Origin of the sequence: Enterobacter sp. PI-10 (assembly GCF_027947695.1) — a bacterium.
Classification (GTDB): domain Bacteria; phylum Pseudomonadota; class Gammaproteobacteria; order Enterobacterales; family Enterobacteriaceae; genus Enterobacter; species Enterobacter vonholyi.
This window is the reverse complement of the sequence record NZ_JAJNOG010000010.1, coordinates 1-12,722: the sequence shown is the minus strand read 5'-3', so window position 1 is coordinate 12,722 and position 12,722 is coordinate 1. Positions and strand designations below refer to the sequence as shown.

General features: G+C 55.1%; 10 protein-coding genes. 3 read left to right on the top strand and 7 right to left on the bottom strand.

What is annotated here, in order from left to right; genetic code table 11:
* Genes bcsB through bcsR form a run of 4 tightly spaced genes read right to left on the bottom strand, consistent with a single transcriptional unit; the run spans nucleotide 1 to nucleotide 5,996 of the window.
* Nucleotides 1-2,421: a cellulose biosynthesis cyclic di-GMP-binding regulatory protein BcsB gene (gene bcsB / locus LRM19_RS18200; protein ID WP_115876799.1), complete on the bottom strand. Its 2,421-nt coding sequence runs from the start codon at nucleotides 2,419-2,421 to the stop codon at nucleotides 1-3.
* Nucleotides 2,422-2,431: 10 nt separating this feature from the next.
* Nucleotides 2,432-5,047 (bottom strand): UDP-forming cellulose synthase catalytic subunit, encoded by a 2,616-nt coding sequence (gene bcsA / locus LRM19_RS18195; RefSeq protein ID WP_271369585.1) that lies wholly within the window; start codon nucleotides 5,045-5,047, stop codon nucleotides 2,432-2,434.
* Entirely contained in the window at nucleotides 5,044-5,796 is a 753-nt protein-coding gene (gene bcsQ / locus LRM19_RS18190) for a cellulose biosynthesis protein BcsQ (RefSeq protein WP_115876797.1), read from the bottom strand. The genes bcsA and bcsQ overlap by 4 nt, the downstream gene beginning before the upstream one ends.
* 11 nt (nucleotides 5,797-5,807) lie before the next feature.
* Nucleotides 5,808-5,996: a cellulose biosynthesis protein BcsR gene (gene bcsR / locus LRM19_RS18185; protein ID WP_008503237.1), complete on the bottom strand. Its 189-nt coding sequence runs from the start codon at nucleotides 5,994-5,996 to the stop codon at nucleotides 5,808-5,810.
* 175 nt (nucleotides 5,997-6,171) lie between these two features.
* Between bcsR and bcsE the strand changes: the two genes are divergently transcribed.
* From bcsE to bcsG, 3 genes are read left to right on the top strand one after another with little or no spacing between them, the layout of a single operon-like run.
* Nucleotides 6,172-7,734 carry a cellulose biosynthesis c-di-GMP-binding protein BcsE gene (gene bcsE, locus LRM19_RS18180; protein WP_271369584.1) on the top strand — a complete coding sequence of 521 codons (1,563 nt, stop codon included), beginning with the start codon at nucleotides 6,172-6,174 and terminating at the stop codon, nucleotides 7,732-7,734.
* Nucleotides 7,728-7,925, top strand: coding sequence for a cellulose biosynthesis protein BcsF (gene bcsF / locus LRM19_RS18175; RefSeq protein ID WP_024908822.1), 198 nt, complete (start codon nucleotides 7,728-7,730; stop codon nucleotides 7,923-7,925). Before bcsE ends, bcsF begins: the two co-directional genes overlap by 7 nt.
* Nucleotides 7,918-9,597, top strand: a complete 1,680-nt coding sequence (gene bcsG, locus LRM19_RS18170; protein WP_249577099.1) for a cellulose biosynthesis protein BcsG — start codon at nucleotides 7,918-7,920, stop codon at nucleotides 9,595-9,597. The genes bcsF and bcsG overlap by 8 nt, the downstream gene beginning before the upstream one ends.
* Nucleotides 9,598-9,651: 54 nt before the next feature.
* Here bcsG and LRM19_RS18165 read toward each other — a convergent pair whose 3' ends face one another.
* Genes LRM19_RS18165 through murB form a run of 3 tightly spaced genes read right to left on the bottom strand, consistent with a single transcriptional unit; the run spans nucleotide 9,652 to nucleotide 12,648 of the window.
* Entirely contained in the window at nucleotides 9,652-10,644 is a 993-nt protein-coding gene (locus tag LRM19_RS18165) for a glycosyl hydrolase family 8 (protein ID WP_271369583.1), read from the bottom strand.
* A 16-nt stretch (nucleotides 10,645-10,660) separates the two neighbouring features.
* Complete coding sequence (gene birA, locus LRM19_RS18160; protein WP_127732572.1) at nucleotides 10,661-11,623, bottom strand: bifunctional biotin--[acetyl-CoA-carboxylase] ligase/biotin operon repressor BirA; 963 nt, start codon at nucleotides 11,621-11,623, stop codon at nucleotides 10,661-10,663.
* Nucleotides 11,620-12,648 carry a UDP-N-acetylmuramate dehydrogenase gene (murB, locus tag LRM19_RS18155; RefSeq protein ID WP_115876793.1) on the bottom strand — a complete coding sequence of 343 codons (1,029 nt, stop codon included), beginning with the start codon at nucleotides 12,646-12,648 and terminating at the stop codon, nucleotides 11,620-11,622. The genes birA and murB overlap by 4 nt, the downstream gene beginning before the upstream one ends.
* Nucleotides 12,649-12,722 lie beyond the last annotated feature (74 nt).

Sequence of the window (12,722 nt, the reverse complement as noted above, 5' to 3'; positions counted from 1 at the left end):
TTACTCATCCGGGTTCAGACGACGACGGCTGATGATTCGCAGCAGACGCCACAGCACCCATGCCAGCAAGACCACGCTGACCGCAGCCAGGATGGCGAGCAGAACCGGATGGTTAGCCAGCGCATACCACAGGCGTTCAAACCACGGCAGATGGCCTACGTAGTACACATCGCCCACGCGCAGGCTATTGACGCCGGACTCACGGATCACCGACACGGAACCAAACATCGCGGCACGTTTACCGCTGTCGTTCATGGCCGTATTGAGCAGTTCATACCCCCGCGGGCTGTCCGCGAGGAGAGCCACCACGCTACGCTGTTCGTTGTAAGGTGACTGGAAGCCCACCACCGCGGCCATTGCCCCCTGAGACGTTACCGTCGTCTGCGCGCTGGCCTGACGATCGTTAACATCCGGCATAATGCTCGGGAACTCGGTCTGGCGCAGCGGCGTGTTAACCCAGGACTGGGCCGCTTTCACCAGCAGATCGATACGTTTGTCATCCTTCAGCTTGTCCGGAATGGTACCGATCACCATGATGTCAGCGTCTTTGTTCTGAATCTGGCTGCCATCGTCCGTCAACGTAACGTTAATCGCCGGTAATCCCGTCTGTCCTCCAACGGTCGCCATGGTATCCAGCAGGGTCGTTACCTGCCCTTCAGTTGGCGCTTTTGGCATTACTACGATGGACTCAGAAAGATCGGCCATGCGGCTGAACGGGAAGCCCGCGTTAGCAAAAGCGCGCAGATCCGGCATCGCCAGGAAGTGATAGTACTTCGAGAAGTCGATGGTCGACTCATCGCCAATCACAACGTGGTTCTGTACGGGCTGGAAGGTGATGCAATTTTCCGCAGAACCGCCAGGCATTGGGTTCATGTACTGGAAGTCAAAGCGCAGCTGGTTTATCGCGCCAAGCTTCAGTGCCGGAATAGAGACATCCGTTTTGCCATCCAGAAGACCCTGCAGCACCGGCAGGCGAAGCATCAGGCGGTTAGTATCCTGCGTGCTTTGCAGGCTGAAGGATTGCAGGAACTGGTTGTTCAGGCTGATATCCATGCGCGAGCTGTCTTTGGTGGCCGGCGCGGTATAGCGGTAGTTCAGATTGATATCAATGCCGTTGGTACGCAGCAGGTACAGATCCGGCGGCAGATTCAGCGACAGGCTAATCGGCGCTGGCTCAAGCCCCGTCGCCTGCAGCTGTTCTTCATAGGTTTTCAGCTCACCGAATGTCACCGCACGGTCGGTACGCACCCAGTTTGGCGCATCATAAGGTTTACGCGCCAGCAGCGGTTTGACCTCATCCACCACCACGCTGTTGCCGCGGAAAAGGACGTTACCCTGAGCAATGGCTTTTGCTGCCTGCACCAGGTCTTTATCATCACGACCAAAGACCACCAGCAGCTTCACGTACGGGTTTTCCGGGTGGCTTATCATCTCAACGGTCGGCGCTTTGACGTCCGGACGATCGCGCAGGAAGGCCGGGCGTTTCGCGTTGGTCGCAAACACAATGGCATTTCTGTCCGGCAGTTTGTCATACATCGCCGGGAAGCTCTGTCCACGCCAGCCCGCGCGTGAACCAAACCAGGACGCCACAATGGTGGCCGCCAGCTGTTCGGTCACGTCCGGGGACGAGGCAAACACCATCGGCAGCGTGAGCGGACGGTTATCACGCGGATCAAAGAACGGAACCGGGAATGCGGAGAGATCGTTTTTCAGCGCCAGTGACTGGTAGGTCATCTGCAGCGAGGAGTTACGTCCGACGTCCATCCACAGCGTGTTGCTGGCCGGGTTTTCGCAGACATCGCGGTAGTGACCGACAAACTCCAGGCGAATACGGTTAAAATCGGTGATGAACAGCGGGTTGATCGGCACCTGAGCCTGAGTTTTCTTGCCCAGCTGCTCTTTCGTGACCGGCAGTACGTCCATCAGCTCGTCATTCAGGTAGACCTTCAGCTGAGACTGCGTCGGCAGCAGAGACGGCGACGGGGTGTATTCAAGGTTCAGCACCGCATTAGAGACGACCTCATCGCTGCGCATGCCAAACTCAATGCCGCCGTTAGGGTTGATGCCGCGCAGCACCATGCTGCCCGGAGGCGGCGCAATTTGCGCGAAGGTCAGCTTCACGTCGCGCGACGGCGCATTGTCCGCAACGACGGGCGCATTCGCCCCCCGGACGCCCGGCATCACCTGCCCGATGACCTGGCCGTCTGCCGGCAATGTGTTCCCCTCCGTCGGCTGGTTCGGCGTGATATTTTCTGTTTGGCCAGGTGCCGCGGTGACAACCGGATCGGTTGCTTGCGCGACGACAGGTACCGTTGGCGCAGGCGTTGCCGCTGCGTTACCCGGGGCTGCGTTAGCCATTGTTGCGGGGATCGCATTCATCCCCATTGCCACTGCACATAACCAGGAAAGTTTTGTTTTCATCGCGTTATCATCATTGTTGAGCCATAACCGGGTCCGCCTGCTTCGCCTCATCCCGCTCAGGACGACGAGGAATGAACGACACGACCCAGGAAACCAGCGAAGTAAGTGACCGGAAAATTAATTTCACCGACGACGGGGCAAATTCTGCAAGGTGACGATAGCCACGGAACCCCAGCTTCAGAATATCCAGCAGGCTTTCCAGAGGTTTATCTTCCGGGAAGCTGTCCTGCCAGAGAGCCCACGTATCCGCGCGGGCAAACGTACACTGCACAAAATCGATATGTTGCTTTTTGGTCAACGGCATCAGCTGCAGACCGACTTCATTGCCCGCCACGCGAACAACCTGCGTCGGGAAGACATACTCCTGCTGACCGCGCTTAAGCAGCAGGTTAACTTTTTGCCCTTCCAGCACCTTCGCCTGGCCGTTGATTTTGATCCCCAGACCGCCGTCAGAGAAGTCATGCACGGTACAGGAGAAGAGGTGGCCATCTTCACGGGCAATCGCCGCAGGCATGCAGATTTCAACACGATGCGCACGACGAACCTGTTTGCTTTCCACCGACACCGCCACCGCGCCGCCGAGGATAATCAGGTTGTAGAAGACCCATGCCATACTGACGAAGACGGTCAGGATTTCGTTTTCCGGGCCGTAGAAGTAACGCCAGATACCCGCAATGACGCCCACGATATTCAGCAGCACCAGGAAGATATACGGCCGGGAGATCACCCAGTCGACGTACTCCTCCTCCACCAGCCCGCCCTTCGCGGTGACGTTGAATTTACCTTTGTGCGGATTAATCAGCGCCACCATCGTCGGCGGCGCGATGTACCAGGCCAGCACCGTTTCGTAGATTTCACTCCAGAAGGAGTGGCGGTATTTACCCTGTATCTTCGAGTTCGTCAGGCTCGCGTGGATCATGTGCGGCAGAACAAACAGCGCAATCATCAGCGCGGGAGCGTAGATGATATAAGCGTGAAGAAGCAGGAACGCCAGCGGCGCGGTCAGGAAGATTAGCCGCGGAATGCCGGACAAGAAGTGGAACATGGCGTTGACGTAGCAGAGACGCTGCGCCAGCTTGAGTCCTTTACCGATCAGGGGGTTATCGAGACGGAAAATCTGCACCATCCCGCGCGCCCAGCGAATACGCTGGCCAATGTGCGCCGACAGTGACTCCGTTGCCAGACCAGCTGCCTGAGGAATACGCATATAGGCAGAGGTATAGCCACGACGGTGCAGGCGCAGAGAGGTGTGCGCATCTTCAGTTACCGTTTCGACGGCGATACCGCCAATTTCATCCAGCGGTTTACGGCGGATAACCGCACAGGAGCCGCAGAAGAAGGTGGCATCCCACATGTCGTTCCCGTCCTGCACCAGGCCATAGAACAGCGTACCTTCGTTCGGGGTCTTACGGAAGCGGCCAAGGTTACGTTCAAACGGGTCCGGCGAGAAGAAGTGGTGCGGCGTCTGCATCATCGCCAGCTCTTTCTCCTTCAGGAACCAGCCCATGGTCATCTGCAGGAAAGAGCGCGTCGGCACGTGGTCACAGTCAAAGATCGAGACATACTCCCCGGTGGCATACTTCAACGCGTTGTTGATGTTACCCGCCTTAGCGTGTTCGTGAGTCGGACGGGCGATGTATTCGACGCCGACCTCCTCCGCGAACTGGCGGAACGCCGGGCGGTTGCCGTCATCCAGGATCCAGACCTTGAGCTTGTCTTTCGGCCAGTCGATACCCAGCGCAGCATAAATCGTGTTCTTCACCACGCTCAGGTCTTCGTTGTAGGTCGGCACGAAGAGATCGACGGTTGGCCACTGGGTCGTGTCCTTTGGCAGCGGAACCGGCTGGCGGTTGAGCGGCCAAATCACCTGGAAATAGCCCAGCACCAGCACGATCCAGGCGTAGGTTTCTGCAAACAGCAGCACCAGACCGCATACCAGGCTGACCGGGTCGTCCCAGTTCAGGGTTGAGGTATAACGCCACCAGATGTAGCGACAGGAGACGGTCAGCGACAATACGATCAGCATCAGCGCCGAGAAGCGACCCGGAATACGGCGGACCAGCAGCGCCACGCCCCACAGCAGGATCAGGAAGGTGAACTGCGCCAGAGGGTTGAAAGGTTGCGTAATACAGACCAGCGCCAGAATGAGCGAGAACACGACGATCACGCCGAGGATAAAACGCCGCAGGCCCGGATGGAGATGTCCGAGCTCTTTATGGTTATCCAGATGGCTGGTCTTATCGCTGACGCTGTTGGGCAGTCTGTCCAGCCACTGGTGGTAGCGCTCACGTAACTGCTGCACGCGGGAGAAGCTGCGCCAGTGCGGCGTTATTTTCTCTGAGCGGGATGATGTGACCACCAGCCAGATAGCCTGAATGAGATAACGCGCCGGATCCAAAGGACGCGGTCGGTTGGGATTAATGTGCGGATATAGCTCACTGTGGCGGGCGCGTATGCGCTGCCAGCGAGGGTGTTCGAGTGGAATAAACATCCAGGCCAGAATCATCCAGAAACAGCCGAGCGCGGCGCTAAATGCCGACGCACCGTGACGGCGAAAATGCCGGTAATGTTCACTCAAACGCGAACTGACCGGCGGGATGAGTAACCAGCTGGCGAGACGACTCATACATCACTCCCTGCATGCTCCGCCCGGTTGGCGAAGTTCAGCAGACACCAGTTAGCCAGCGTCAGAATCTCTTCTGCCGCCAGTGAATCGCTGCGGTATTCGCCGAGCGGTTGCTTAGACGCAAGACATTCCGCCATTCCCTCATCACGATGAATGACAATAGGAAGCAAACGGCGCTGGCTTTGCAGCCACACCTGATAGAGATCGTCCTGGATCTGGCTGCCAATACGCAAATCGTTAATCAGAATATGAGCGTTCTGAGGTAGCCCCTGCTGGTGCAGGCGGATATGGCAGTTCGCATCAACGTTAACGATCGAGAGGATATGATCGCACTGGGCGATAAGCTGTCTGGTCAGCGTACCGGCGCCGTGGGGCAGATCCAGCAGGATCCATTTGTAGTGCCCCTTTTCTTTCAGGGTCTGCAGCGCCAGCGTGAACTGCGAAAACAGGCGCTGATACGCGGCTTCATTTTCGCGTTCCGTGGTGGTCAGTTGACCAAACGGCAGCAGATCGAGCTGGGAGGTATAGCGCATCCCCGCATCCTGCCAGTCTTTATCATCAAGCAGCGCGCGGGCCCAGCCCTCTTCACGAGTAAAGTCAACGTTAAACGACATACGCAACAAATTATCGGCGCAGGCGTCAATAACCAGCACCGATTCACCTAAAAGCTGTAATGACCACGCCAGCGCCGCGGTAACTGATGTGGTACCCACACCGCCACGGACACCCTGTAATCCGAGTATGGCCATCAATGGCTCCCTTATTGTTGATGGGCGAATTCAGCTAATAACGGCCAGCGTTTAATAGCCGCGGCCAACTGTTCCCGCTGGGAAATATCGGTGTAATCTATTTCAGGTAAAGAAAAGGCCTGCGTCAGCGCCAGAAAATCGTTTTGGAATGTGTAACCCAGAGTCGAGTCGACTGGGGTTCCAGGTTCGTTATTATCCATTCTTTTTCCATCCCTTTAAGGAAAATCGCACGCTAAAGAAGTTGCGGGGCTTCCTGCCCTGACAAATTTCATTTACATGCTAAATCTGATGTTCTTTAATTTCAATGTTAGGTTTATTTCTACGCTTTCGCTAGTAAACTGAGATACAGATAAATTAGACGAAAAGAGGGACACCGTGGACTCCATATTTTCTATTGGCATCCAGTCATTATGGGACGAATTGAGCCACATGCCAGTCGGAGGAGTCTGGTGGATTAATACGGACCGAAATGAAGATGCTATCAGCCTGGTTAACCAGACAATTGCTGCCCAGGATAAGGATTCCCGCGTGGCCGTCATTAGCATGGGCGAAGACCCGAAGAAAATTATCACGCTGGAAAACAATCGCGGGCCTCAGACGGTGCAATTATTTTCCATGACATCGGAAGCCGATAGTCTATACTTTTTGTCCCGCGACGTTCAGTGCTCTATTGATCCGGATCACCATTTGGTGATTCTTAAATGTGCAAATAACGTCCTGCAAAATATCCCTGCTGAAAAACTGTTGCCATGGCTTGAAAAAATCAATAAATGGGCAAAATTTCAAAATTGCACGCTATTGATAGTCAATCCTGGCAGTAATAATGACAAGCTGTTCTCACTTTTAATGGGCGAATATCGCTCCCTGTTCGGTCTGGCAAGCGTTCGCGATCAGGTGGGTAGCTATCTCTACGATATTGCATTCTGGTGTAATGAAAAGGGCGTGAGTGCCAGGCAACAGCTTACCCTGAAACATATTGAGGGCGAGTGGCACATTGCACAGCAGGAAGAAACCGTGGTCCAACCGCGCAGTGATGAAAAACGCATTCTGAGCCATATCGCGGTTTTAGAGGGGGCACCCGCCCTGTCGGAAAACTGGACACTTTTTGAGTCTAACGAAGCCCTTTTCCATGAAGCCCGCACAACCCAGGCGGCGACCCTTATTTTCTCGCTGATGCAGAATAACCAGATTGAGACGCTGGCACGGCAAATCCACACCCTACGCCGCCAGCGCGGAAGCGCGTTAAAAATCATCGTGCGCGAAAATAATACCAGCCTGCGCGCCACCGATGAGCGCCTGCTTCTGGGCTGCGGCGCCAATATGGTTATCCCATGGAATGCGCCGCTGTCACGCTGCCTGACGCTTATCGAAAGCGTTCAGGGCCAGCAGTTTAGCCGCCATGTACCGGAAGATATTTCCACGCTGCTCTCCATGACGCAGCCGATGAAGCTGCGTGGGTACCAAAAATGGGATACCTTCTGCGACGCCGTCGGCAACATGATGAACAACACCCTTCTTCCTGCTGACGGAAAAGGAGTCATGGTTGCCCTGCGTCCTGTACCGGGTATTCGCGTTGAACAGGCTCTCACCCTATGTCGTCCGAACCGTACAGGGGACATCATGACCATTGGCGACAATCGCCTGGTGCTATTTTTGTCCTTCTGCCGGGTTAACGATCTCGATACGGCGCTTAACCATATCTTCCCCCTGCCTACCGGGGATATTTTCTCGAACCGTATGATTTGGTTCGAAGATAATACTATCAGCGCGGAGCTGGTGCAGATGCGTGCGCTCCAGCCCGAACAATGGGCTAAACCGCTCGCTATCACGAGCGATGCTAAACCGATCCTGAATGCCAGACATGATGGACACGTCTGGCGTCGGGTTCCGGAACCCCTTCGCTTATTAACAGACAACGCGGAGAACGCATCATTATGAATATCAGCGATATTATTCAACTGGTTATATTCTGTGCGCTGATCTTTTTCCCGCTTGGCTACTATGCGCGCCATTCCATACGCCGTATCCGTGATACGGCCAGAGTGCTGTTTATAAAACCTCGCTATGTAAAACCAGCCGGAACACTGACACGGGCATCACACGTCAAGGCAGACCGAAAACATGACTAATTCTACCTATACCGCTTCGTCACCCTCGCCGCTCTGGCAATACTGGCGCGGCCTTTCCGGCTGGAACTTCTACTTTCTGGTGAAGTTTGGTCTGCTGTGGGCAGGCTATCTGAATTTCCATCCTCTTCTCAACCTGGTGTTTATGGCCTTCCTGCTGATGCCGCTGCCGAATATCAGGCTGCATCGCTTACGTCACTGGGTCGCCATTCCTGTCGGCTTTGCGCTGTTCTGGCATGATACCTGGCTACCGGGGCCGGATAGCATTATGAGCCAGGGTTCGCAGGTAGCGGGCTTTAGCGCCAGCTATATCCTCGATCTGACCGAGCGCTTTATTAACTGGCAGATGATTGGTGCGGTATTTGTGCTGCTGGTTGCCTGGCTGTTCCTGTCACAGTGGATCCGCGTCACGGTGTTTGTCGTCGCGATTATGATCTGGCTTAACGTGCTGACGCTGGCTGGGCCAAACTTTTCTCTGTGGCCTGCCGGTCAACCAACCACCACGGTGACCACCACAGGAGGAAGCGCGGCGGCAACCGTCACAACGGCAGGCGATACGCCTGTAGTGGGCGATATCCCAACCCAGACCGCACCGCCGACTTCTACAAACCTGAACGCCTGGCTCTCCAGTTTCTATACCGCGGAAGATAAGCGACAGACTAAATTCCCGGATGCGCTTCCGGCGGATGCTCAGCCGTTTGAACTGCTGGTGATCAACATCTGCTCTCTCTCCTGGGCCGACGTGGACGCCGCCGGTTTGATGTCTCATCCGCTGTGGTCACACTTCGATATTCAGTTTAAAGATTTCAACTCTGCCACCTCGTACAGCGGCCCGGCAGCAATCCGCCTGCTGCGTGCTAGCTGCGGTCAGACATCCCATAAAAACCTGTATCAACCCGCCGGCAACCAGTGTTATCTGTTCGATAACCTCGCAAAACTGGGCTTTACGCAGCATCTGATGCTGGGGCATAACGGCCAGTTCGGTAACTTCCTGAAAGAAGTACGCGAACAGGGTGGCATGCAGGCACCGCTGATGGATCAAACCGGCCTTCCTGTCTCTCTTCTGGGCTTCGACGGCTCGCCCGTCTATGACGATACCGCCGTCCTGCAGCGCTGGCTGCAGACCATCGGAAAAGACAGTAATCCACGCAGCGCGACGTTCTTTAACACCCTGCCGCTCCACGACGGTAACCATTTCCCGGGCGTGAGCAAAACGGCTGATTATAAAGTGCGTGCGCAGAAGTTCTTTGACGAGCTGGATGCGTTCTTCACGGAACTGGAAAAGTCAGGCCGTAAAGTGATGGTGGTAGTGGTACCTGAGCACGGCGGCGCGCTGAAAGGCGACAGAATGCAGGTATCAGGTCTGCGTGATATCCCAAGCCCGTCGATTACCAACGTACCTGCTGGCATTAAGTTCTTTGGTATGAAAGCACCCCATCAGGGCGCACCGATTGAAATCACCCAGCCGTCCAGCTATCTGGCGATTTCAGAACTGGTTGCCCGTGCCGTTGACGGGAAGCTGTTTGTGGAAGATAGCGTGAACTGGGATCAGCTCACCAGCAACCTGCCGCAAACGGCAGAAGTCTCAGAGAACGCTAACGCGGTTGTCATTCAGTATCAGAACAAACCGTACGTTCGCCTGAACGGCGGAGATTGGGTACCGTATCCGCAGTAACTGATTTACGCCTCACCCTCTCCCCGTTGGGGAGAGGGGATAGTCAGTGCGTTATTATTGCGCTGAAATCCACACCAGCATTTTCAGACTTGCCGAATAGTAGTCGTCTTTAGCGGTGATTTCGGGTTCGCCGGAAGACTGTCCCATCGTTAAATCGCGTACAGCCAACAGGCCGCCTTCCATCATATAGGGCGCATATTCGTTGGTCGTGACGTTAACCCAGGCGGGCGTTTGTTCCCGGGGGAACTGACCGAACCAGGCCTTCCACGGTGTCAGCAGCGGGCTTTGCTTATCAGACCAGGCGACATACAGCGGAACACGAATCGCGTCATAGCTCATTCGTGGTGGCCAGCCTTTAGCAGGGGTCAGCTTGCCACCTGATGCCAGTGAAACCCAGTCAGTGGGCAGATTCGCTTTACCCGAGCCCATTTTCCCCAGCAGGCGTTTACCATCCTTAATCAAATCACGCCAGACCGGCAAATGACTGCGTCCGGCGAAGGCCTGCCAGGCCGGAAACACAAAATAGGAAGGATTAAGGACCACTTCACCGTCAAGCTTAAATCCCTGGACGCCGGGCAGCATCACTCGGTAACCCGCATAGCGGATCACGCTATGGGCAACCAGCGCTTTTGTAATGGCATCCGATGCGGCGCTGTAGCGTTTGTCATGCCAGCGGGCGTCGGCTTTAAGCAACGCCCAGGCAATCAGCACGTCACCATCGGCGGCGTTGTTTTTGTCCGCGACCGGGTTGGACTCTGCGGGGTTATAGCGCCAGTAAAAGAGACCATTCTCTTTGTTCTTCAGCTGGCTGTCCGTCCATTGCCAGAGCTTATCGAACGTGGCTTTATCGTCGTTGGCAACTGCCATCAGCATGGCAAAGCCCTGACCTTCCGTATGCGACACGCCACCATTGCCGGTATCGACAATGCGGCCTTCCGGTTTGAAAAAGCGGGCCTTGTAACTCTCCCAGGCCTGATCCGCCAGAGAGGGAGGCGAGAACAGCACACTCATCATGACGGCCAGCGTCGCGCAGACGGGTTTTCGCATAATTAACTCGATCCGGTTATTCGGCACTTCGCAGGGAAATCTCACCGCCCACCCAGGGTTTGATCGCGCCATCCTGTTCCAGGAGCAGCGCGCCCTGTGCGTCAATACCGCGGGAAGTTCCGTAGATCTCTTTATCACCAATCAGCAATTTCACCGGGCGATTGATGAAGTTATCCAGCTTTTCCCAACGAGACAGGAACGGCGCCAGCCCTTCCTGCTCAAAAAGCGTGAGTGAGCTACGCAACTCTTTAATCATACGCACGGCGAGGGTATTACGATCGATGACGATCCCCGCCTCCTGGAGGTTAGTCCAGGCCTGATTCACCACATCACTTTGTACATTGCGCATCACCATATTGAGGCCTGCGCCAATGACGATTTGCGCCGCGTCGCCCGTTTTCCCCGTCAGTTCGACCAGAATGCCGGCAAGTTTACGATCGTTGAGGTACAGGTCATTAGGCCATTTAACACGTACTTTATCCGCACCCAGATCGTGCAGCACTTCCGCCATGACGATGCCGATAACCAGACTCAAGCCAATGGCAGCGGCCGGGCCCTGATCGAGTCGCCAGTACATGGACAGATAGAGGTTGGCACCAAAGGGGGAAAACCACTTGCGACCGCGACGACCGCGACCGGCCTGTTGGTATTCAGCAACGCAGGCATCTCCGGATTTCAGCTCAGGCAGCCGATCCAGAAGATACTGGTTCGTCGAGTCAATCACCGGCAGCACAGCAACATTGCCGTGTCCAATCTGGCTGCGGATCGCTTCTTCATTCAGCAATTGAATCGGCTCCGGCAGGCTGTAACCTTTTCCGGGAACCGTGAACACATCAACACCCCAGTCGCGAAGCGTCTGGATATGTTTATTGATAGCAGCACGGCTCATGCCAAGCTGTTCACCCAGCTGCTCGCCAGAATGAAACTCACCGTCAGCAAGGATGCTAATCAGGGTTAAGGGGATAGTATTGTCCTTCACGCGATAGTCTCCACGGCATTGACTTCACCTGTGCGGCCAATGAAGCGAACTTCTGGCTCCAGCCAGACGTTGAATTTTTCGCCCACACGCTGACGAACATAATGAGCCAGCTGTACAACATCATCGCTGGTCGCATCGCGTTGGTTAATCAGCACCAGAGCCTGATGTTGGTGAACGGCGGCACCGCCTACTGAAGTACCTTTTAGCTGGCATTGATCGATAAGCCACCCCGCGGCCAGCTTCACGCTGCCATCCGCCTGAGGGTAATGTGGCGCAGTTGGCCATCCTTCAAGAAGAATTTTTGCATTTTCGCTGCTGATAACCGGGTTTTTGAAGAAACTGCCAGCGTTTCCGTTAACTTTAGGATCGGGAAGCTTGGTCATCCGCATATGGCAAACTGAGTCAAAAACGTCGCATGCGGTAACGGTAGCCGGATCGAGACGCGTTAAATCTCCGTAGGTCAATACGGGCTGCCAGTTCTTCGACAGACGCAGCCCCACGGCGACAATCACGTAGCGATCCTGATATTCATGTTTGAAGATACTGTCACGATAGCCAAATCGGCACTGTTCTGCCGTTAAACGCTTAGCCGTTCCGGTCGCCAGTTCGATGCAGTCGACATATTCACAGACATGTTTCAGTTCGATGCCGTAGGCGCCGATGTTTTGAATAGGTGACGATCCGGCGCAGCCTGGAATAAGCGCAAGGTTTTCCAGGCCCGGCATCCCTTTTTCGAGGGTAAATTGCACCAGCTGATGCCAGTTTTCTCCGGCCCCCACGTGCAGGTGCCAGCTATCGGCACTCTCTGCAACATCAATTCCCATGATGCGGTTAACGATCACCGTTCCCGCAAAATCGTCGAGAAACAGGACATTACTTCCTTCGCCCAGAATCAGTACGGGTTCGTTATTTTCTGTTGCGCTTTGCCATGCATCCAGCAGCTGATGTGCGGTATCGGCACGTACAATTTGATTAGCATTGCGTTGAATGCCAAAGGTATTCCAGGGCTTAAGGGAATGGTTCATAGACGCTATCCTGATGCAAAAACGCAGGTAGTTTACCGTATAAGCAGGGCGTTGGGGGATTAGTTTGTGCAGCG